The sequence below is a fragment of the Chryseobacterium sp. MEBOG07 genome (assembly GCF_021869745.1).
In the GTDB taxonomy this organism is placed as follows: domain Bacteria; phylum Bacteroidota; class Bacteroidia; order Flavobacteriales; family Weeksellaceae; genus Chryseobacterium; species Chryseobacterium viscerum.
Genome location: NZ_CP084579.1, coordinates 1,295,793 through 1,316,868, shown reverse-complemented (window position 1 = coordinate 1,316,868; position 21,076 = coordinate 1,295,793). Strand labels below are relative to the sequence as shown.

The 21,076-nt window shown below is 36.5% G+C and carries 17 protein-coding genes and 1 tRNA gene; 8 read left to right on the top strand and 10 right to left on the bottom strand.

All coding sequences use genetic code 11. The features are described from left to right. Nucleotides 1–148 precede the first annotated feature (148 nt). Nucleotides 149–865 (top strand): aquaporin Z, encoded by a 717-nt coding sequence (gene aqpZ, locus LF886_RS05975; protein ID WP_034696881.1) that lies wholly within the window; start codon nucleotides 149–151, stop codon nucleotides 863–865. A gap of 256 nt (nucleotides 866–1,121) precedes the next feature. Here aqpZ and LF886_RS05970 read toward each other — a convergent pair whose 3' ends face one another. The 8 genes from LF886_RS05970 to aceB form a co-directional block, all read right to left on the bottom strand. Continuing rightward, entirely contained in the window at nucleotides 1,122–1,667 is a 546-nt protein-coding gene (locus tag LF886_RS05970) for a hypothetical protein (RefSeq protein WP_236853218.1), read from the bottom strand. Nucleotides 1,668–1,766: 99 nt separating this feature from the next. Next, nucleotides 1,767–2,759 (bottom strand): acyl transferase, encoded by a 993-nt coding sequence (locus LF886_RS05965; RefSeq protein ID WP_236853217.1) that lies wholly within the window; start codon nucleotides 2,757–2,759, stop codon nucleotides 1,767–1,769. 195 nt (nucleotides 2,760–2,954) lie between these two features. Next, the gene (locus LF886_RS05960; protein ID WP_236853215.1) at nucleotides 2,955–3,725 is read right to left on the bottom strand and encodes a UDP-2,3-diacylglucosamine diphosphatase; all 771 of its coding nucleotides are present in this window, start codon (nucleotides 3,723–3,725) and stop codon (nucleotides 2,955–2,957) included. Nucleotides 3,726–3,748: 23 nt separating this feature from the next. Beyond that, nucleotides 3,749–4,195 carry a 6-pyruvoyl trahydropterin synthase family protein gene (locus tag LF886_RS05955; protein WP_152290067.1) on the bottom strand — a complete coding sequence of 149 codons (447 nt, stop codon included), beginning with the start codon at nucleotides 4,193–4,195 and terminating at the stop codon, nucleotides 3,749–3,751. 235 nt (nucleotides 4,196–4,430) lie between these two features. Continuing rightward, nucleotides 4,431–4,829: an acyl-CoA thioesterase gene (locus tag LF886_RS05950; RefSeq protein ID WP_236853213.1), complete on the bottom strand. Its 399-nt coding sequence runs from the start codon at nucleotides 4,827–4,829 to the stop codon at nucleotides 4,431–4,433. Between the two features lie 138 nt (nucleotides 4,830–4,967). Continuing rightward, nucleotides 4,968–5,540 (bottom strand): OmpH family outer membrane protein, encoded by a 573-nt coding sequence (locus LF886_RS05945; RefSeq protein ID WP_236853211.1) that lies wholly within the window; start codon nucleotides 5,538–5,540, stop codon nucleotides 4,968–4,970. A 172-nt stretch (nucleotides 5,541–5,712) separates the two neighbouring features. Next, nucleotides 5,713–6,993, bottom strand: a complete 1,281-nt coding sequence (gene aceA / locus LF886_RS05940; protein ID WP_236853209.1) for an isocitrate lyase — start codon at nucleotides 6,991–6,993, stop codon at nucleotides 5,713–5,715. A 115-nt stretch (nucleotides 6,994–7,108) separates the two neighbouring features. Then, nucleotides 7,109–8,683, bottom strand: coding sequence for a malate synthase A (gene aceB / locus LF886_RS05935; RefSeq protein WP_236853208.1), 1,575 nt, complete (start codon nucleotides 8,681–8,683; stop codon nucleotides 7,109–7,111). A 127-nt stretch (nucleotides 8,684–8,810) separates the two neighbouring features. Between aceB and LF886_RS05930 the strand changes: the two genes are divergently transcribed. The 3 genes from LF886_RS05930 (at nucleotide 8,811) to LF886_RS05920 (ending at nucleotide 11,962) form a co-directional block, all read left to right on the top strand. Continuing rightward, the gene (locus tag LF886_RS05930; protein ID WP_236853206.1) at nucleotides 8,811–10,289 is read left to right on the top strand and encodes a helix-turn-helix domain-containing protein; all 1,479 of its coding nucleotides are present in this window, start codon (nucleotides 8,811–8,813) and stop codon (nucleotides 10,287–10,289) included. Between the two features lie 134 nt (nucleotides 10,290–10,423). After that, nucleotides 10,424–11,077: a ComF family protein gene (locus LF886_RS05925; RefSeq protein WP_236853204.1), complete on the top strand. Its 654-nt coding sequence runs from the start codon at nucleotides 10,424–10,426 to the stop codon at nucleotides 11,075–11,077. Nucleotides 11,078–11,275: 198 nt separating this feature from the next. Further along, nucleotides 11,276–11,962: an alpha/beta fold hydrolase gene (locus tag LF886_RS05920; RefSeq protein ID WP_236853202.1), complete on the top strand. Its 687-nt coding sequence runs from the start codon at nucleotides 11,276–11,278 to the stop codon at nucleotides 11,960–11,962. A 1-nt stretch (nucleotide 11,963) separates the two neighbouring features. On the opposite strand, the gene upp is transcribed toward LF886_RS05920, so the two are convergent. Continuing rightward, nucleotides 11,964–12,614 carry a uracil phosphoribosyltransferase gene (gene upp / locus LF886_RS05915; RefSeq protein ID WP_103234442.1) on the bottom strand — a complete coding sequence of 217 codons (651 nt, stop codon included), beginning with the start codon at nucleotides 12,612–12,614 and terminating at the stop codon, nucleotides 11,964–11,966. 144 nt (nucleotides 12,615–12,758) lie between these two features. Here upp and LF886_RS05910 point away from each other — a divergent pair, with 144 nt between their 5' ends. Next, nucleotides 12,759–16,682, top strand: a complete 3,924-nt coding sequence (locus LF886_RS05910; RefSeq protein WP_236853200.1) for a Pls/PosA family non-ribosomal peptide synthetase — start codon at nucleotides 12,759–12,761, stop codon at nucleotides 16,680–16,682. Nucleotides 16,683–16,852: 170 nt separating this feature from the next. Next, nucleotides 16,853–17,335, top strand: coding sequence for a GNAT family N-acetyltransferase (locus LF886_RS05905; protein ID WP_236853198.1), 483 nt, complete (start codon nucleotides 16,853–16,855; stop codon nucleotides 17,333–17,335). 92 nt (nucleotides 17,336–17,427) lie between these two features. On the opposite strand, the gene der is transcribed toward LF886_RS05905, so the two are convergent. After that, entirely contained in the window at nucleotides 17,428–18,738 is a 1,311-nt protein-coding gene (der, locus tag LF886_RS05900; RefSeq protein WP_236853196.1) for a ribosome biogenesis GTPase Der, read from the bottom strand. Nucleotides 18,739–19,110: 372 nt separating this feature from the next. Between der and LF886_RS05895 the strand changes: the two genes are divergently transcribed. Beyond that, a tRNA-Gln gene (locus LF886_RS05895) sits at nucleotides 19,111–19,181 on the top strand. A gap of 246 nt (nucleotides 19,182–19,427) precedes the next feature. Further along, on the top strand, nucleotides 19,428–21,065 hold the full coding sequence (locus LF886_RS05890; RefSeq protein WP_236853194.1) for a T9SS type A sorting domain-containing protein: 1,638 nt from the start codon (nucleotides 19,428–19,430) through the stop codon (nucleotides 21,063–21,065). The last annotated feature ends 11 nt before the right edge of the window (nucleotides 21,066–21,076 follow it).

The window sequence follows — 21,076 nt, the reverse complement described above, 5'->3', positions numbered from 1 at the left end:
TCTTTAAATAAATCCCAAACAAACTTTACACCAAATTATTGATTTTATAATTTTTGTTCCCACTTTTTTGAAATATTTTTTCAGTTTTAACTTTCTACTTTAAGATTTAAATTTTACATTTGAGATACATTAAACAATAAACAACATGATAAAAAAACTTTTCGCTGAATTTTTCGGCACATTTTGGCTTGTTTTCGGAGGTTGTGGAAGCGCTGTTTTCGCAGCTGGTGTTCCAGACATTGGCATCGGACTTTTAGGAGTTGCCTTGGCCTTCGGTCTTACTGTTCTTACTATGGCTTACGCTGTAGGCCATATCTCAGGAGGACATTTTAATCCGGCAGTTTCTTTTGGACTTTTAGCAGGGGGAAGATTTCCTGCCAAAGATCTTATCCCTTACATTGTAGCCCAGTGTCTGGGAGCGATTGTCGCTGCAGGATGTCTGTATACAATCCTTAACGGAGCAGGAGCCGTGGAATTCTCAAAACCCGGAGATTTCGCCACCAACTTCTACGGAGAGGCTGTTTACAACGGAAAGGCTTTCAGCATGGGTGCTGCATTCCTGGCTGAATTTTTATTAACCGCTTTCTTCCTTATCGTAATCATGGGAGCTACGGATAAATGGGCCAACGGTAAGTTTGCCGGTCTTGCTATCGGTCTTGCCCTTACTTTGATCCACCTGATCTCTATTCCGATTACGAACACCTCTGTAAACCCTGCAAGATCACTTTCACAAGCAGTCTTCATGGGAGGAATTGCCATGTCACAGCTTTGGCTGTTCTGGGTAGCTCCTATCTTAGGTGGAGTTGTAGGAGGATTGATCTACAAGTTCTTACTTCAGAGAGATACTGCAGAAATCGCAGATTAATTTTAAAAATAATAAGCAATTATAAAATCCTGTCAGGCGGCAGGATTTTTTTATTTTCCTGTTCTTGAGTTTTTTGTAAACACAAAGTTTTTATGAAGAATGATTTTTATTTAAGGGAGGAAAGTGGTAACGATTATGTCACTGATGAAGCTAGTAATACCCCAGTTAGTAAGAATCAATTTCATTGATTCCACCTTTGCATTCTCAAAATTTAAAAATAGAAATTAGACTTTGCGTTAAAATCAGAAAATCATCTTTATTTTATTTTTTTGATATCAAAAGGGTTTTTGAAGATCAGTTCTTCTTGTTTTCCTTTTATTTCCATCTTACGCTGGAGGAGATTGAGTGCCATTTTTCTGATAAAAAGGTCTTTATCATTCAGTTTCCAATAAGAATCTTCATGAAGCTTTTTAGGCTGGCGGATAACATAAAATTCGGTTTCCCAGGTATCTACATTATGGTAAAATTCGATAATCCCGCAATGCTCAGGGATAAGAGCAGCGTCTACCATTCCCATCGGGAGCAAAAAACTGAAAGCATTACAGATATAATCTCCACAGGAAATTTTATCGTGCTTTAAAAATTTTTCTCCGGTATCTTTATTGAGATATGATTTTTTAAAATCATTTTTAAAATCACTTTTTGACAGCTTGATCTCTATTTCATGACTTCCACCTTCTGAATCGATAGTTAGAATATCTGCTTCCCAATCTGCCTGAAAATAATTAGTCAGTACGATCTCTTTTTCAAAATCGCAATGGGCATGGATGTAGGCATGTGTAAGTTCTTCTATTTTGATCATTCGTATGATTGTAAAATGTACAACGGTGAATTATGCTAAGTGTTATTTTCACTTCACAGATAAATGAAGATAAAATTCACTAGTAATCTATACTTTTTCCTAGCTTACCAATAGGCTGCATCCTCTGATATCAGAGTGATCTATCCTTCCTAATACCTGAAACTTATCCCCTGTTATTTTCCCAAGATCCTGTGTTGCAATAAATGAGCAGGAATGAGTATTGGCAAGATCAATGATATTAATAGCCCCCGTTCTTCCTTCTTTTTCATAAGCCAAAGGGTCTTCTGCGTTCCGAACCATGATTCTCATCCAGTTTGGACATTTATATTCATTATTTCCAAGTGAATAAGCCTGTGAAAGCAGTTCTGTCATAGAATATTCAGAATAAATTTTTTCTGTTTTAAGACCATTCTGCAAGATTTTCAGCAATTCATCTTTGGTCATTTCTTCTTTTCGCCCTTTCATTCCTCCGGTTTCAATCACTATTAAATTTTCAGGAAAGTTTAGGGATTCATCGTTTTGCTCAGAATGACAATAGTCTAAAAAGTCAAGAAGAGCAAATGAAACTCCGAAGAGAATAACTTTTTTGTCCTGTAATCTGTTCAAAAGGTCAAAGAGTTCAGAATGGTTGTAAAGGAAATATCCATTCTCCGGCTTAGCCGATTTTTTCATAAGATAATCCACCATATAGATCAGTGATGAGTTCTGTTTTTCCAGATAACTAGGAAGTAATCCCAGGAAAATAAACTCTTCAGGTTTTCCTATAAACTGTTCAAAGCTTTTATAAATACTCTCTTCATAAAGTTCCGGATCTGCAATAAAATGCTTTGAAAGATTCATCTGCGTGGTTCCTGAGCTTTGAAAAAACAAATCTGTAGTCACGTTTTTATCCAGAATCAAATGATTTTTAAACATTTCTATTGGCAAAAACGGAATTTTCACCAAGCTGTCTACCTCATCAGGATTCACCTTCAGAAAGTCTACAAATTTCCTGTATATTTCAATATTTTCATATTGATATCGAAATGTTTTCAATGATGCATTCAGAAAATCCTGTTCAGTCTGTATGTTGAATATATTTTTCAATTCCATAAACTTTTTGAGCTCATTACTCCCTCACTATGAAGTAATTATAAAGATAAAACAATGTTATTTAATAATTTTTTAATCTATCAAATCTATTTTGGTAAACTTATTGCAAGTATTTATTTGGAATATGGATTAAAAACAAGAATCGGCTTCGGCCCATTCGAAAGTTACCTCTTTTTAGGGGTAATTTTTTTTGCTTTATTTATCAAAAGTCTTCAGTTCAAAGTCCTTTTCAAAAACCCCATACGTAAAATAGGAAATCCAGTCTCCAAGATTGATATATTTTGAATTCTTTTCCAGATCCAGCACCATAGGCAGATGTCTGTGCCCATAAATAAAGTAATCGATCTTCTGGGTCTTCAGCTTTTCTTTGGAATAAATAATCAGAAACTCTTTATCTTCTCCCAGGAAAGCTTTGTCTTCTTCTCCGGAGATCATTTTATTTTTTTGAGAAAGGTAGAGGGCAACTTTCATTGCAATATCAGGGTGAAGCCATTTGAAAAACCACTGTGCCACAGGATTGGTGAATAATTTCTTCATTCTTTTATATCCTTTGTCTCCAGGTCCCAATCCATCTCCATGTGCCAGCAGGAAATGCTTCCCTCCCATTTCAAAATATTGTTTCTGATAAAAAACAGTACATCCTATCTCCTCTTCCAGATAATCTTTCATCCACAGATCATGGTTTCCAACAAAGAAATAAATATGAATTCCCCTGTCTTTAAGTTCTGCAATTTTTCCAAGCACCCGGACATATCCTTTAGGAATAACATGCTTCCATTCATGCCAGAAATCAAAAAGGTCACCCATTAAAAACAAAACCTGAGCATCTTCTTTGATCTCATCCATCCAACGTATAAACTTATCCTCACGCACCTTGCTCTCCTTCGGCGTAGGAGCACCAAAATGCTGATCTGAAGCAAAATATACTTTTTTTCCAGGTTCTAAATTAATTATCGTCTTTAACACCTTCTGAGTTTTGTGGGATATAATTATTGATTATCTTCTGCAAACCATTCTCCATAAGAGTTTTCTGTCTCATGAAGTTTAAGATAAGCTAAAGAAATTCCATCAGGAAGTTTTGATTTAACTTTCGCAGCAATAGCATACAGCATGTTTTCACAAGTTGGCTGGAAACTGCAGTAGATTACTTTATGTCCTTTTTGTTCAAGGTCCTCTCCCAGTTCTTTGTGTGGAGATAGTGCATTGACAAGAACCGAATGGTCCCATACATCTACGATCTCAGATTTTACGATACTTTTGATATCTCCGAAATCTACCACCATTCCATTTTTAGGATTTTCAATATCATTGATCGGTTTTCCTTTCACTGTTACAAACAGCTTGTAGGAGTGTCCATGCATATTTTTACATTTCCCATCGTAGTTGTAAAGCACGTGAGCAGTTTCGAATGTAAAAATTTTTGTAATACGTATCATAGTGCAAAGATATGACAAAACCGCTTAACACAGAAAAGACTGTTTCTATTACGGTGATATTAACATATTCTTTTTAGTCGATTTTGAAGGTTACATTATTATCCTGGGATCCCATCAACGTTGATTGCGTTGTAAGATAGGATGAACAAGAGATTCAGCAAACACTTATTTATAATTGTTGGTCTTATTATATTACATCTAGGAAAAAATTATTTATTATTTTCCGGGACTTAATTCAACTATTTCTATTTAAAAAATTTCTCCAGCCAGTCACTCTCCAGACGTTTAATCTTCTTGGTTTCCGGATCAAAAGAATCCAAAGGGTACTTGAGTCTACCACCAGCTCATCATTGCAGTAGAATTCTACTTTTCTTGGCTGTTTGGCTCCTTCAGGATTCATGGGATAGGTTCTTACTGTGATGATATCATTCAGATAAACCTGTTTTTTGTATTGTATATGGTGATCCAGAAGCATCCAGGCATCATTCACATATTCAGTTTGATGTTTTAGAAGATCCCAGTGTTCTGCTGCTATTTCTTCCACCCAATGTACATATTGTACATTATTCACATGATTGTTCTGATCTATATGCTCTTCTGATACCTTTATTTGTTTTTCGTACATTAAATTCATTCTCCTGAAAGTTTACTCAAATTTATCATTTTAAAATAAAATTCTCTTTATCCTGTAGAAACAAATCCTCCATTTTATTGCATAAAAAACGGAATCAGAGATCTGATTCCGTTTACAATATTTAGTATATTGAAATTCTTATTTAGATTTTCCAGCAGGTTTAGCAGCTGTTGTTGTTCCTCCTAATTTAGTTTTCACAATACTTGTGATGTCCTCACTTCCGTCAGTATAAAGAAGATTATTAGATTCCTGTGTTGCTGTGTCAAATACATAGCTCAGACTTCTTTCTTTTGCTACAGCATAAATAGCATCTCTTACTTTCTTCTGCAGTGGGCTAAGCAATTCATTTTGTTTAGCAGAGATATCTTTAGCAGCCTGTGCTCTGGTTTCTTCTATTTTTTTACCTAAAGCCTGTAGTTCTGTTTGTGCTGCAATCAGTTCTTTAGTTACAGCTTCTTTGTTGGCTTCACTTAGCGTTTTTTCTTTATCCTGAGCAGTTTTCAGCTTGGTCTGATAATCATTAATCAACTTCTCAATCTCTGTCTGCTTGCTCTTAGTCAAATTATCAATGGTAGTTCCTATAGTTTTCACTTCAGATAAACTTGCAAAAACCTCCTCTGTGTTTACACTTCCAACCTTCTGTTGAGCATTTGCGATATTTGCAGTAAGTGTTAATCCTAATGTAATAAAAAGTACTTTAATTAAATTCATGTTTAATAATATTTTTCCGTCCCCAAATATAATTCAAATTTTAATTACTTATGACGTGATATTTATTCCTTGTATTATTTTGAAGTTTAAATGAATTAAAAACAGTTTTAAACAAAGAAAAACCTCCCCATAAAAGAGAAGGTTTAACATCAAAAAAATATGGAAAAAATGACTAATGAAATTGTGCAGTTTCCGTAGAATCTTTCATGGCTACGGTAGCTGAAGAGCCGTTGGTAACAACATTCTGTACTTCATCAAAATATCCTGTGCCTACAAAAGACTGGTGCTTCACCGCTCGGAATCCTTTCTGCTGCAAAGCAAACTCACGCTCCTGCAGTTCTGAATATCCGGCCATTCCTCTTTCTTTATAGGCTAAAGCCAATTCAAACATAGCTGTATTCAAAGCATGGAATCCTGCCAGCGTAATAAACTGGAATTTATATCCCATTTTAGCCAGCTCTTCTCTGAAAGTAGACATTTCCTCTACACTCAGCCTTGCCGCCCAGTTGAATGAAGGGGAACAGTTATACGCAAGCATTTTACCAGGGAACTTTGCATGAATTCCTTCTGCAAATTTTCTTGCCTGTTCCAGATCAGGATTTGAGGTTTCCATCCAGATCAGGTCTGCATATGGTGCATATGATAAACCTCTGTCAATTCCCTGTTCTACACCGTTTCTTACCACATAAAATCCTTCAGCAGTTCGTTCTCCTGTCACAAACTTTTTATCCCGGTCATCAATATCTGATGTCAGAAGGTCTGCAGCATCAGCATCTGTTCTTGCAATAATAAGACTCGGAACACCCAATACATCGGCAGCCAGACGTGCTGCAATCAATTTATTAATAGCTTCCTGAGTAGGCACCAATACTTTTCCACCTAAGTGTCCACACTTTTTTGCAGAAGAAAGCTGATCTTCAAAGTGTACGGCAGCTGCTCCTCCTTCAATCATTTGTTTCATCAGTTCAAAAGCATTCAGATTACCTCCAAAACCTGCTTCCGCATCTGCAATAATTGGCACCAGATATTCTTTATTCCCAGCTCCGCTTACAGACTGTACCTGATCTGCTCTTAGCAATGCATTATTAATTTTCTTCACTACAGAAGGCACTGAATTCGCAGGATACAACGACTGATCCGGGTACATTTCTCCTGATAAATTGGCATCTGCAGCCACCTGCCATCCAGAAAGGTAAATAGCTTCCAGACCGGCATCTACTTCCTGCACCGCCTGATTACCCGTGAGTGCGCCAAGCCCTGCTACATAATCCTGGTTATTCAATTTATCCCAGAATTTTTTGGACATTTCTGTAGCAATGGTATACTCTATTGTATACGAACCACGAAGTTTTAAAACTTCTTCTGCTGCATAGGGTCTTTTAATACCATTCCAGCGTGGGTTTGTCAGCCAATCTTGCTCTATAGCCTGGATTTGTTCTTGTCTTGTTTTCATAATATTTGGATTTTGTTAGATTAGGGTTTCGAGGTATGAGATTTGAGATTCTGGTTACGGGATGTGAGGTTCAAAATTTCAGACACTCCCACTCTCCCATTCTCTCACTCTCAAACTAAATAAAAGGATAGGCTTTAAGGGTCAGAAATTCTTCAAAGTTTGCAGAGAAAATCAGTTCATTGAAAAGTTCTTTGGCAAGGTTGAATTTTCCATTTTTGAAGCGGGCTTCTCCTACGTATGTTTCAATATTGTCCATTTCTTCTTTTTCCCACTGCAAAATCATATTGCGGGTTAATGTTCTGTCATCACTTAACACCGCTTCATTTTTCAGCCATTGCCAGATCTGTGTTCTTGAGATCTCTGCAGTAGCGGCATCTTCCATCAGGTTATAAATGGCGGCAGCACCAGTTCCCATCAGCCAGCTTTCAAGGTAAAGGATTCCTACATTGATGTTTTTTCTGACTCCTTTTTCCGTAATATCTCCTTTTGGAATTTCCAGCAGGTCACTTTCCTTTATATGGTATTCGAATTTTTTATCAATTTGATTTTTTGAAGGCATGTACTGGTCAAAAACTTCTTTAGCCACAGCTACTAATGCAGGATGTGCCACCCAAGTCCCGTCATGACCGTTTTTTACTTCACGTTCTTTATCATTCCGTACTTTTTCAAAAGCTTTGTTATTGGCCTCTTCATCGTCTTTTATTGGGATTTGAGCGGCCATTCCGCCGATAGCGTGTACATTTCTTTTATGACATATTTCGATAACTCTTTTTGAATAAGCACTCATGAAAGGGGATGTCATCGTTACCTGATCTCTGTCCGGAACGATAAATTCCGTGAGATTTCTGAATTTTTTGATGTAGGAAAAAATATAATCCCATCTGCCACAGTTGAGCCCGGCACTATGTTCTTTTAATTCAAATAAAATTTCATCAATTTGAAATGAAGCCGTAATGGTTTCTATTAAAACAGTAGCCTTAATGGTTCCTTCCTGAATTCCCAGATAGTTTTGGGCAAAAACAAAAACTTCATTCCACCAGCGGGCTTCTTTATAATGTTCCAATTTCGGAAGATAGAAATAAGGACCACTCCCTTTTTCTAAAAGCTGCTTTGCATTTCTGAATAAATAAATTCCAAAATCAATCAACGAGCCGGAAGCTTTTTCTCCATTGATTTCTATATGTTTTTCCGGAAGATGAAGCCCTCTTGGCCGAATCTGCAAAACGGCTGTCTTATTATTAAGTGTATAAGCTTTTCCTTTTTCGTTGACAAAATCAATATTTCGGTTAATCGCATCAGAAAGATTAATTTGCCCCTCAATACAGTTTTCCCATACCGGCGAACTGCTGTCTTCAAAGTCTGCCATAAATGTAGAAGCTCCTGAATTCAAAGCATTGATAATCATCTTACGGTCGACAGGTCCGGTAATTTCCACTCTCCTGTCCAGTAAATCTTCAGGCAGCGGTGCACATACCCAATTTCCATTTCGGATCTCTTCCGTTTCTTTCAAAAACTCAGGAAGATTTCCTGCATCAAACTTCTGCTGTGTTTTTTTCCTTTCTTCTAAAAGTTCAAGTCTCTGATGATTGAAATTCTGATGAAGGGCAATCAGAAAATCTACCAAATCCGGAGTAAAAACTGCTTCAAATTGCTTCTGTGCTTTTATTTTTATTTGAGTCTTGGTTTCCATAACATATTGATTTTGTGATTTTATATTACAAACATATATAAAAATTTTCATAAAATAGCGAACGTTCGCTAAATTTATTTAAAATTTATTATGCGAATAATCGCATCTAATTATTTATATTTGAGTAATGAATTCAGAAAGTGACTTTATCAAAACAGTTTTCGGACTAAAACTGAAACAGCAGAGACAAAAGAAAAACTGGTCTCTACAGGATCTTGCCGTAAAGACAGGGTTATCAAAATCTTACCTTAATGAAATTGAGAACGGAAAAAAATATCCGAAGCATGATAAGATCATTCAGCTTTCTGAAGCTCTGAACTGTACTTTTGATGATCTTGTTTCTACTAAGCTTGATAAAAGTCTTGCTCCTTTTAATGAAATACTACAGTCGGATTTCTTTAAAGAAGTTCCGCTGGACCTTTTCGGAATCAACAAAAACAACCTCATCAGCATTATCAGTGATGCTCCCAAAAAGGTAACGGCTTTCATCAATGCGCTGATCGAAATCTCCCAGAATTATAATCTTGGAAAGGAAAGGTTTTATTTTGCGGTATTAAGATCCTTCCAGGAATTGTATGACAATTATTTTCCAGAAATTGAAGAAAAAGTGAATCTGTTCACCAAGGAAAATCAGTTAAAAATCGGGAAAAATTTAAAGTCCGACATTTTAGAAAAGATTCTTACCGAAAAGTTCAGCTACACCATTCAATCTGAAGATTTTGAAAAATATGGGACTCTGGATAATCTTCGTTCACTTTTTATTCCTGAGAAAAAATTATTACTGCTGAATCAAAAATTAGAAAAGGATCAGAAAACTTTTATTCTAGCTAAAGAAATCGGATTCAATGTACTGGAATTAAAAATCCGTCCCAATACCTATTCATGGCTTGACTTTGGAAGTTTTGAAGAGATTCTGAATAACTTTTATGCTTCGTATTTTGCGGGTGCTTTATTAATTTCAAAAGAACCCGTCATTGAAAAAGCATCAGAATTTTTTCAGCAAAATACATGGGAACCGGAAAACTTCGAAAATCTCATCAACAGCTTTACCCATTCCCCTGAAACTTTTTATTACCGCCTTACCAATATTCTTTCGGCTGAAATGGGAATTAAGGATTTGTTTTATTTATGCCTGGTAAAAAAGAAAAACTCGGATAAAATCCAGATTTTAAAAGAGCTGCATCTGAACCATCAACAGGCTCCTCATGCCAACGCCACCAACGAACATTACTGCAGAAGATGGATTGCAGTAAAAAATATTGATTATTTAAAAGAAAATGAAACCCTTACGGATGCTCAGATTTCGCATTACAAAGATCAGGGAATAAGCTATCTTGTTATCTCTACTTCACAGAAGAATCCTTTTTCGGATGGAAGCAACAGAAGCTACTGTCTTGGTATTCTATTGAACTCACAAACGATCAAGAAAATAAGTTTTATAAAATCACCTTCTTTAAAAACCATCAATGTAGGCGTTACCTGTGAATCCTGCAGTATTGCTGATTGTGAAGTAAGACAAGCACCACCGGTAAGGCTGGAAAAGGAACATTTTAACCTAAGCATGAAAAGTTCTGTTGAGAAGATCAGGAAGAGGTTTGAAAATTAATGTAGAAAACACTTAAAGAGTGAAAGTCAGTATGCTTTATTTGTGAATTTTTTATTCTATTGATATCTTTTTACTATTGATTTTGCAGAGCAAAAATTGACTATTATTTTATATCTTTAGTACAAAACACAATCATGATATTAGACTTATTATTTCCTAATCGTTGCGTTCACTGTAACACAATCATCGGTTCTGAACTTTTGGTATGTGATCTTTGTTTTAGCCAGATTCATTTTACACATTATGATTATTTTGAAAATAATCCGATTAAAGAAAAATGCAGATTACTTTTCCCTGTTGAGAATACCTTTGCTTTAATACAGTTTGAAGAGGAAAGCCTAAGCCGGCAGATTATTCATGAACTGAAATACAGAAGCCGGAAAAAAACAGGAAAGATTCTTGCAGAATGGACTACTGAACGGTTAGATTTTAAGGACGAAAAACCTGACCTTTTGGTAAGCGTGCCTCTTCATCCCAAGAAATTGAAAGAACGGGGCTACAATCAGCTTCATCTATTCACAGAGACTTTATCTGAGTTTTATAAAATCCCTTTTGATCATCAATTAATCAAGAGAAATCATTATTCAAAGGCACAAGCATTAAAGGATAAGAAACACAGACTGGAAGCTGTCAATACATTTTCCGTGACCCACCCTGTTACCGAAAAGCATATTCTTTTGATTGATGATGTTTTTACCACAGGAAATACGGTTTCATCTATTGCATGGGAGATTTTAAATGCAGGGAATAACAAGGTAAGTGTTTTAGTAATGGCGCTGGATGTTTGATGTGAAGTGCGAGATGCGAGTTTCGAGGTACGGGATATGAGTTTCGGCGGGGTAAGATTCGGGGTACGTGGTGAGTGGATTATATTAAAAATATTCTAAAACTCTAGAACTCTCAGACTCTCAAACCCTCCCACACTCCTACCCAATCTATTTTCCCTATTCAATTCTTTTTCCTAATTTTCCGGAAACTAAACCACTATGCCCAATCTGATTTTATTACACGGAGCTTTAGGTCACAGCGATATTTTCACGCCTTATCTGAGCACTCTGTCATCATATTTTACCGTACATACTCCTTTATTTTCAGGACACGGAAACATAGAACTTCCTGCAGAAGGCATCAGTATTGAAAAATATACTCAGGAATTATCTGAATATTGTGAAGTGAATAATTTGACAGATGTTTCCATCTTCGGGCACAGCATGGGAGGTTATGCAGCACTTTGTTACGCAATGAAAGCTCCTGAAAATGTAAATTCTATTGTAACGCTGGGAACGAAGTTTGACTGGACTGAAGAACAGTCTTTAAAAGAAAGCAAGATGCTTAATCCTGATGTTATTCTTGAAAAAATTCCGCAGTATGCTCAACTTTTAGAATCTCAGCACGGATCAAAATGGAAGCAACTTCTTCCGGCCATTGCTGATTTAATGATTGGTCTGGGTAAAAATCCTCCTTTAGAAAATAATCTGACTGCTATTACTGTTCCTGTTCAAATTATGGTAGGAGACAAGGATAATATGGTAACGATCGAAGAGAGCACAAGAGTGTACAAAAGCCTTCCTAACGCAAAATTGGCCGTACTTCCGGATACAAAGCATCCCATGGATAAAGTACGACCTCATTTATTTTTGAACTTAATAAAAGATTTCTGGAATCTTTCTTAAATTATCTTTGAAGTTTTTCTCCGTAACTAAGATCACCGGCATCTCCCAGTCCAGGTGTAATATAACCTTTGGATGTTAATTGCTCATCGATGGCTCCTACCCAGATGTGAGCTTCAGGATAGGCATTCTGAATAGTTTCAACTCCTTGTCTTGACGCAATAGCTGCCACAATATGAAGCTGAGTGGGATTTCCATTGGTCAGCAAATCTTTAATCGCTTCAATTAAAGAAGCACCAGTTGCCAACATAGGATCTGCTACGATCAAAGGTCTTCCTTCGATACTTGGGCACGTAAGATAATCCTGTTTGATGGAAAAATAATCGTTGGCATCATGTTTTCTGTACGCGGCTACAAAACCACAGTCTGCTCTGTCCAAATAGTTCAGGATCCCTTCAAACAATGGTACTCCTGCTCGTAAAATAGTTGTAATAACTGGCTGTACAGCAATTTCTCTGCTTTTTATTGTATCTAAGGGAGTTTGAATTTCAACATCTTTATACTCCAGTCCTTTACTGATTTCAAAAGCGGCAATCTCTCCGATTCTTTCCATATTCCTTCTGAATCTCATTCGGTCATGCTGAATATCAACGTTTCTAAGTTCGTTGATCCATTCGTTGACAAGAGAAAAGTTTTGCGATAAAATAGTAAGCATGAAAATTTTATTTTTTTTTAATTTCAGTTAATTGATATTAATTCTTGCAAAATTACAACTAAAAAACGAATTGAAAGATTGAGCCTGAGGAGAAATCAAGTATATTTATCAAATATTCCCTCTATACTATATTGTAATTTTTAAATGATGAAAAGCCTTATTTTAGGAAAGATCAGCCCGGAGTTTATCAAAGAAGAAACCCTGCCTGAATTACTGGTTCCCACCTTTGAAAAATATAAAGATAAAACAGCCTTTATATTTAAAAATAAAAAATTATCCTATGCTGAACTAGACAGCTGGAGCAATGCCATTGCCCTTCAACTGCAAGATCAGGGAGTACAGCCCGGTGATCGTGTAGGAGTATGGTATCCCAGAAGTCTTGAGCTTCCTGTAGCCATACTTGGAATTTTGAAGGCTGGTGCCACATACATTCCTTTAGACCGGGAAATGCCAGAGGATCGAATAAAAAAAGTTTTTACAGACATCAATGTTAAGACCTATTTTTCTGATACTGATGCTCATATTCACTGTAAGCATTTAGAAATTGTTCCTCAGCCTCCAAACCCTGTTTCTTCAGCTGTTTCGGACTATAAACCGGACAATTGGGCCTATGTATTGTTCACTTCAGGAAGTACCGGAAATCCTAAAGGAATTCCCATTTCGCACCGGAATATCTGTCATCTGATACGTTCCGAACAGGATTTTATAGGAATAAAAGATAAAGATATTGTGTATCAGGGGTTCTCCGTTTCTTTTGATATGTGGTGCGAGGAAGTATGGATCAGTCTCTTTGCTGGGGCTACTATATGGATTGCTGATGCCACTACTGTAAAAGCAATAGATGAACTCAGCGATGTTTTAACCCAAAATAAAATTACGGTACTTCATGCAGTTCCCAGTATTTTAGCCATTATTGATGAAGTTCCTGCCATCAGACTGATCAATACGGGAGGTGAAGCCTGTACAAAACAGGTGCAGGAAAAATGGGCTAAACCCTACAGAGCATTTATCAACAGCTATGGACCTACGGAAACAACGGTTTCCTCCAACATGGCTCAACTGAATAGTCAACAAGAGTTGACAATAGGACCTCCTCTTCCCAATTATCATGTTGCCGTGATTGACGAAAATATGAATATCGTGGCGCGTGGAGAGCGCGGTGAAATGGTTATTTCCGGTCCCGGGGTAAGTAATGGATATTTTAACCTTCCTGAGCTCACCGAACAGAAATTTTTATCTAATCCATTTCCGGAAGAACTTCCTGGAGACAAAATTTACAAAACCGGAGATGCCGTTATTATACGTGAAGATGGTTTCATCGATTTCCAGGGAAGAATAGATGATCAGATCAAATTACGCGGCTACAGAATTGAGCTTGGCGAAATAGAATCCAGGCTGAACCAGCTCCATGATGTTTCTTCAGCTGCCGTAGCTGTAAAAGAAGATTCCAACGAGCAGGGACAGCTTGTGGGATATGCCGTGATGAACAATGAGTCTTCTTTTGATGAAAATGAAATGCGGAAGGAACTGGCGAAGTTTCTGGCTCCTTATATGGTTCCGATTTCTATTGTTCTTCTAAAAGAAATGCCGAGGATGCCCAGTGGTAAAATAGACAGAAAACGACTTCCCATTCCCGAAAGTTTCACCAGCCATGAGAAAAATGAAGATATCAACATTGATTCTGAAGCTCCTGTAGAGGAAAAACTTATTCAAACTTTGAAATGGGTCTTTCCAGGAAAAGAAATTAATCTGAATCAGGATTTTTTCACTGACCTGGGTGGACATTCCCTGCTGGCAGCTACCTTAGTTTCCCACCTTCGTCAAAAAGCGGGAATTCCTACTGCTTCATTAAAAGAAATCTATGAGAACCGTCCTTTGTCAGCTTATGCTGAATGTCTCAAAAATAAACATACTCAGACTGCATCTCATCAGGAGCCTTTTCACAGGGTTTCAACGTTTCAGTATATTGCCTGTAATATTGCCCAGACGATCAGTTTACTGCTTGTATTCGCCTTATTAAGTATTCAGATCTTTTTCCCTTATTTAAGCTATTATTATTTTCAGATTAATGGATACGGACTGCATTATGCTTTATTGAGTGCCGTTTTATTGTATACGTTGATTCCACCAGTATATTCCATCATTATCGTTCTTACCAAATGGCTCGTGATCGGAAAAATAAAAGAAGGAGACTATCCGCTTTGGGGCTGGTATTATTTCAGATGGTGGCTATGGAAAACAATTAAAAGATTACTTCCTTCTGAGTTTATTGTAGAAACTCCTTTATATCCGAAATATTTAAAATTGCTTGGGGTAAAGGTGCATCCCAGCGCTCAATTGAGCCTACTTCCTATCTCAGCAGAAGATCTTGTAACGATTGATGAAAATGTGAATACCAGTTCCGGCTGCAGTATTGATAATGCTTCTGTTGAAAATGGTATTTTAAGAATAAGAAAAGTACATATTAAAGCGCATGCTTACCTTGGTTCTTCTGTTATTGTGTGTGGAGATACAGTTATTGAGGAATTTGGCGAACTTCAGGATTTAAGCTGCCTTAATGAAGGTGGAAGAATTGGATTTGGAGAAGTCTGGAACGGGAGTCCTGCTGAAAAAGTAAGAGTAAAATCAGGTGAAGAAGTTGAAGTTCCAAAACTGGCGTCAGCAAGCAAGAGAAATCGATTTGCATTCATGTATGCATGCTCACTATTTTTCTTTCCTCTTCTTATTGTTTTGCCCTTAGCTCCTACTCTTTATACCCTATATTATCTGGATGACCGCTCAGCCGATTATAATTTTTATTATTTATGGCAGGCTCCGATACTTTCTACCGTGTATATTTTATTGTTTATTGGAGTGGTAAGTATACTGACCAGAATTTTACAATACAATATGAAACCGGGAATCTATCCTGTGTACAGTTTTATGTATTATAAAAAATGGATAAAGGATCAAATTTTCAACCTGTCTCTTATAATAGTACATCCACTTTTTGCATCCATTTATATCAGTAAATTTTACAGAATGATGGGCGCAAAAGTAGGAAAAAATGCAGAGATATCGACTGCCAGTGATGTTTCTCACCATCTTCTAGAAATTGGAGAAGGTTCCTTTATTGCGGATGCTGTGATTCTTGGAGAACATGATGTAAGAAATGAAAAATTAATTTTATCAAAAACGACCATAGGAAGCAACAGCTTTGTTGGAAACAGCGGATTGATTCCGCAGGGATATGAGCTTGGAAATAATATGCTGATTGGCGTTCTGAGTAAAGCTCCTTCTGAAGAACAGTTGAAAAATTCCACTGAGAAAGACTGGTTCGGATCTCCTCCAATAGGTCTTCCTTCCAGACAAAAATCTGAAGTATTCCAGGATAATCTTACCTACAATCCTCCATTCCGTCTAAAGCTTGCCAGAGCTATTGTAGAAGGAATCAGGATTATTCTTCCACAAACTGTAGTCATCATTTGCAGTGTATTATTCATTGCGTATACCAGTACTTATCTAGAAGGGAATATTCATTATCTTCTTTTACTGGCTCCGTTTTATTATTTGGGGATTGTTGCGTTACCTTCATTTTTCTTCACTGTATTGCTGAAGTGGGTATTAGTTGGAAAGTATAAGAAAACCGAAATGCCTATGTACAGTATGAAAGTATGGTTGAGCGAAGGAATCACTACCATCTATGAAGCACTTCCTGTACAGTTTTTTCTTGATTTTCTGCGGGGTACATTCTGGCTGCCATTCTTCATGAGGTTTTTGGGAGTAAAAATCGGAAAAAGAGTATGGCTTAATACGACTGACATTACAGAATTTGACATGGTATCTATCGGAGATGAAACAATGCTAAACGAAGATTGCGGTCCTCAAACCCATCTTTTTGAAGACAGAATCATGAAAATAGGGAGTGTAAAAATTGGAAGCCAGACAACGATCAATTCAAGAACAATTATTTTATATGATAGTGAGATTGGAAATAATGTCAACATAGATCCTCTTTCTCTGGTTATGAAAGGAGAAGTTCTTTCCGATAACACGTCGTGGTATGGAAGTCCGTTGAGAGGAAAGTAATTATGCAGGGAGATGGAGGCCGGATGATGGAAGTGATTAAAATTCAGAAAAGGAATACATATCTTTCCAATTAAAATTGTTTTACGCATCAATAACAAGGATTATATTATTGCGCAATAGAAACCTCCAACTCCCCTCTTCCTGCTTCCAACAAATAAAAAAACATCATTATGAATTATTCCATCAGAAAAATAAAAATCAATGAAAATCTTCCTATTGTAGATGAATTGGTAGGTGAACTTCATGTTTCAGAAAAAACAATGAATGATAAAACTGCCGACTGGAGCCAGATCCGGGAAAGTTATCTCCGCTTTATGTCAGAATGTGAGGAAGAAAATGAGGGCACTTTTCTTATTGCAGAAATTGATGGAAAAGCTATAGGTTTTCTTTTTGGATATATTGAAGAGAGAGACGACAGTAATTTTGAACCTGGAGAGGGAGATGATTTATATGTTTCTGAAGGGTATGTGAAAAAAGAGTTTAGGAAGCAGGGAATCTACTCTGCTCTCAATAAAGCATTTGAAAAAGAATATGAAGGCTATAAAATCCGGAAAATATACCGTTATACGCTTTGTACCAATGATACGATGCAAAGCTGGCTTTCTTCCCAAGGTTACCAGCCTGTAAGATTGGTCTATGAAAAATGGATGTAGGCAAGAAAAGAAATTATTCTCCTATAAATTTAGATGAAAATAAGAAATCCGGTAAGCAAGCTTACCGGATTTCTTTGTGAACATTGTTCTTATTATTTTTGTCTGAAATATACTTCAATCGGAACTCCGGTAAATCCGAATTCTTTTCTCAACTGATTTTCAGTAAATCTTTTATACGGTTCCTTCACATACTGCGGAAGGTTACAGAAGAATACAAACTGTGGTGACGGCGTAGGAAGCTGTACACAATATTTGATTTTAATATATTTTCCTTTCAATGCTGGTGGTGGTGTCTGTTCGAAGATCGGAAGCATTACTTCATTCAATTTTGAAGTTTTGATCTTCTTCTTACGGTCTTCATAAACCTCCATTGCCAGTTCTACAGCTTTTAAGATTCTCTGCTTCGTTAAAGCTGAAACGAACAAGATTGGAATATCCTGGAACTGACCGATTTTATCTTTGATTGATTTTTCGAAATCACGTATCGTATTGGTCTGCTTGTCTTCAATCAAATCCCATTTATTAACAAGGATTACAATTCCTTTTCTGTTTTTCTGAGCCAATCCGAAGATGTTCATATCCTGAGACTCCCATCCTTGTGTAGCATCCACCATAATGATAACTACGTCAGAATATTCAATAGAACGGATAGATCTCATTACAGAATAGAATTCTAAGTCTTCATTTACTTTAGACTTTCTTCTCATCCCTGCTGTATCTACCAATACAAACTCATGTCCGAATTTATTGTATAAAGTCTGGATACTGTCTCTTGTAGTTCCTGCAATATCCGTTACAATATTTCTTTCAACATCCAATAAAGCATTGGTCATAGTTGATTTTCCTACGTTTGGACGACCTGCAATAGTAATTTTGGGCAATCCTTCAAAAGGGTCTTTATAGTCTGTAGTCGGGAAGTCTTTAACGATATCATCTAATAGATCTCCTGTTCCTGAACCAGTAGCAGAAGAAAGTGTATAATATTTATCTATACCTAACTGATAAAATTCTGTTGCAGGAAGTTCTTCTTTAGAAGAATCTACTTTGTTAATAACGATATAAATCGGTTTGTTGGATCTTCTAAGAAGTCTGTAAATTTCGTAGTCTGTATCAGTAAGCCCTTCTTCAACATTCATCATAAAGATAATGGAAGTTGCTTCATCAATCGCCAATTGTACCTGCTTACGGATTTCTTCTTCGAAGATATCATCTGTACCTACATCATAACCTCCTGTATCAATTACAGTAAAGTCTACTCCATTCCAGTCAGATTTTCCGTAGTGACGGTCTCTGGTAACACCGGATGTAGAATCTACAATAGCTTCTCTTCTTTCTAATAAACGGTTAAAAAGCGTAGATTTTCCTACGTTGGGACGCCCAACGATTGCGACAATATTTGACATAAAAAATGTTTAATAATCCTTTTGCTATGCTCAGGATATGTTATTAATGGGTTACTCCAACTTTTGGAGCCCAATTTTTTGCAAAGATAAGATTTTATTATTTAATTATAGTTTTAAGAACATTAGCTTAGAAAAAACTCTCAAAGCAACTATACAAGGGATAATCTATGAGAATGTTTTCAATTAAAATTGGATAAACAATATCCACAACTCTGCTATTTTACGATGAAAGTAAGTTTTTTGATTTTTTTTATTAAAAAATAATGATTTGGCAATCAATAAGTAAAGCAATTACTCCTCTATTATGTTAATTAATCTTTAATTTTGATTTTCATATTTAAAATAAATTCTATAATTTCGCAGCATAGAAACAGACCTATAGTGTAACGGTAGCACTCCGGTTTTTGGTACCGTCAGTCGGGGTTCGAATCCCTGTGGGTCTACAAACCATCCTTTTTTAAGGATGGTTTTTGTTTTTTAACACTATACTTTCCCAGTGGTCAGACAAGAATATTCTTCATTCTTAGAAATACATTATTATTAAATCAACTAAGAGTAAATCAAGACACCAAAAGGTGACAAAACTCATATTAATCCACATTAATAAGGCCTTTAAACCTTGTTAAAAACAGTTAAATTCGCGGAGGTTTATAAAAACTAATACTAACTCAAAAAACAATAACGCGGGAATGAAAAAGTTCTATCTCAGTGCGCTAACCTTATGCGCTGTTCTGAGTACATCTGCCCAAGAAGTGTTGTGGCAAAAAGACATCAAATCCTCTACCCAGGATTTCCTAAGTCAAGTCACTACAACAATTGATCAGCAATACCTTATCACAGGAAGCAGCATTCAGGTTAAAAGCCAATCACAAGCAGCCAATCTTCAAAAACAAAACAACGGTTACGATTTTCACCTTGTAAAACTGAATCAGCAAGGAGAAGAAGTCTGGGAAAAATATTTTTCCGGACAAAACCATGATTATTTATCTGCTACGGTAACCACCCAAGATGGTGGATTTCTATTAGCAGGAACATCTTATTCTGGAAAAGGGTTAGACAAAAAAGACGATTCTAAAGGAGGGGCTGATATCTGGTTAATCAGAATCAATGAATCCGGAGATGAATTATGGCAAAAAACATTAGGAAGCTCTTCGGATGAAGAAGCCAAGTCGGTGATTCAAACTACAGATCTAGGTTTTTTTATCGCTGGAAACATTCAAAACTATTCAAAAGGTTACGGTTCCAAGGATGTCTTCATCACAAGATTAGACAAAAACGGAAAGGAGCTTTCTCAGTTAATTTTAGGAGGAAAAGGCCTGGACGAAATCGAAAAAATGACTCCAACAAAGGATGGAGGAGCATTACTGGGTATTTACTCAAGAGGCGGAACAACTGCCACAAGTAATCAACGATCATCAAAGAGCAATAACCCTACTAATGATCCAAAATCTGGAACTCAATCTTCATTACCCATTACTCATTATTTAAAACAATCTGAAAATTCCGGAGAGGGTGACTACTGGATTGTAAAGCTGGATAAAAACGGCAAAGTAGAATGGGAAAAGAATTTTGGTGGAAAAGAAGATGATCATATCAGAACACTGGCATTAACTTCAAGTGGTTATATCATTGGTGGTGAATCCAGATCGGAAAGATCAGGAAATAAAACGGTAGGCATAGAAGAAGGAACAGACCTTTGGTTGATCTCTTTGAATGAAAGAGGTGATGAGCAGTGGCAAAAGTCTTACAACTTCAAAAACAGAGATATCCTGATGGGACTAAGCGTTCTTCATTCAGCTGATGATAAGTCTTCAAAAGGAATTCTGTTGGGTGGTTATACTCAGGCTGAAAAAAGAGTAGAAAAGGATGACGAAACTTTCTGGATAATGTATCTAGACCTGAATGGTAATGAACAGTGGAGAAAGCATGTCACTGGGGAATCCAGACAAAAAGAAGAAAGACTTTCAGATTTAAAATTAAATAGAGATGGTTCTATTATTTTGGCTGGAACCAGCGCAACAAAGCTAGGAGAAGAGAACTGGAAAATTGTGAAACTGGGAGACAAACAGGTTGGTCAATTGATAGAGAAATATGATATCAAAATCTATCCGAATCCAGTATCTGACTATGCTTATGTAGAAATCGGATTTGATTTTAAAGAGGTTGATATTATGCTATATGATATGAGCGGAAGACAAATTCAGAGTATAAAAACAAAGAACAAAGTCACCAAGATCAATACACAGGCTTTAATACAAGGAGCCTATCTGATTGCCATCAAAACAGATACAAATAAAACAGCTAACGCTAAACTGATAAAAAAATAACAGAACAATTT

What these genes read in the sequence shown, in the direction of transcription:
- LF886_RS05970 (WP_236853218.1), bottom strand. Translation starts at nt 1,667, where the DNA reads ATGATCAAAATAGAAGAACTTACACATGCCTACATCCATGCCCATTGC.
- LF886_RS05965 (WP_236853217.1), bottom strand. Translation starts at nt 2,759, where the DNA reads ATGGAATTGAAAAATATATTCAACATACAGACTGAACAGGATTTTCTG.
- LF886_RS05955 (WP_152290067.1), bottom strand. Translation starts at nt 4,195, where the DNA reads ATGATACGTATTACAAAAATTTTTACATTCGAAACTGCTCACGTGCTT.
- LF886_RS05950 (WP_236853213.1), bottom strand. Translation starts at nt 4,829, where the DNA reads ATGAATTTAATGTACGAAAAACAAATAAAGGTATCAGAAGAGCATATA.
- LF886_RS05945 (WP_236853211.1), bottom strand. Translation starts at nt 5,540, where the DNA reads ATGAATTTAATTAAAGTACTTTTTATTACATTAGGATTAACACTTACT.
- aceA (WP_236853209.1), bottom strand. Translation starts at nt 6,993, where the DNA reads ATGAAAACAAGACAAGAACAAATCCAGGCTATAGAGCAAGATTGGCTG.
- aceB (WP_236853208.1), bottom strand. Translation starts at nt 8,683, where the DNA reads ATGGAAACCAAGACTCAAATAAAAATAAAAGCACAGAAGCAATTTGAA.
- LF886_RS05930 (WP_236853206.1), top strand. Translation starts at nt 8,811, where the DNA reads ATGAATTCAGAAAGTGACTTTATCAAAACAGTTTTCGGACTAAAACTG.
- LF886_RS05925 (WP_236853204.1), top strand. Translation starts at nt 10,424, where the DNA reads ATGATATTAGACTTATTATTTCCTAATCGTTGCGTTCACTGTAACACA.
- LF886_RS05920 (WP_236853202.1), top strand. Translation starts at nt 11,276, where the DNA reads ATGCCCAATCTGATTTTATTACACGGAGCTTTAGGTCACAGCGATATT.
- upp (WP_103234442.1), bottom strand. Translation starts at nt 12,614, where the DNA reads ATGCTTACTATTTTATCGCAAAACTTTTCTCTTGTCAACGAATGGATC.
- LF886_RS05910 (WP_236853200.1), top strand. Translation starts at nt 12,759, where the DNA reads ATGATGAAAAGCCTTATTTTAGGAAAGATCAGCCCGGAGTTTATCAAA.
- LF886_RS05905 (WP_236853198.1), top strand. Translation starts at nt 16,853, where the DNA reads ATGAATTATTCCATCAGAAAAATAAAAATCAATGAAAATCTTCCTATT.
- der (WP_236853196.1), bottom strand. Translation starts at nt 18,738, where the DNA reads ATGTCAAATATTGTCGCAATCGTTGGGCGTCCCAACGTAGGAAAATCT.
- LF886_RS05890 (WP_236853194.1), top strand. Translation starts at nt 19,428, where the DNA reads ATGAAAAAGTTCTATCTCAGTGCGCTAACCTTATGCGCTGTTCTGAGT.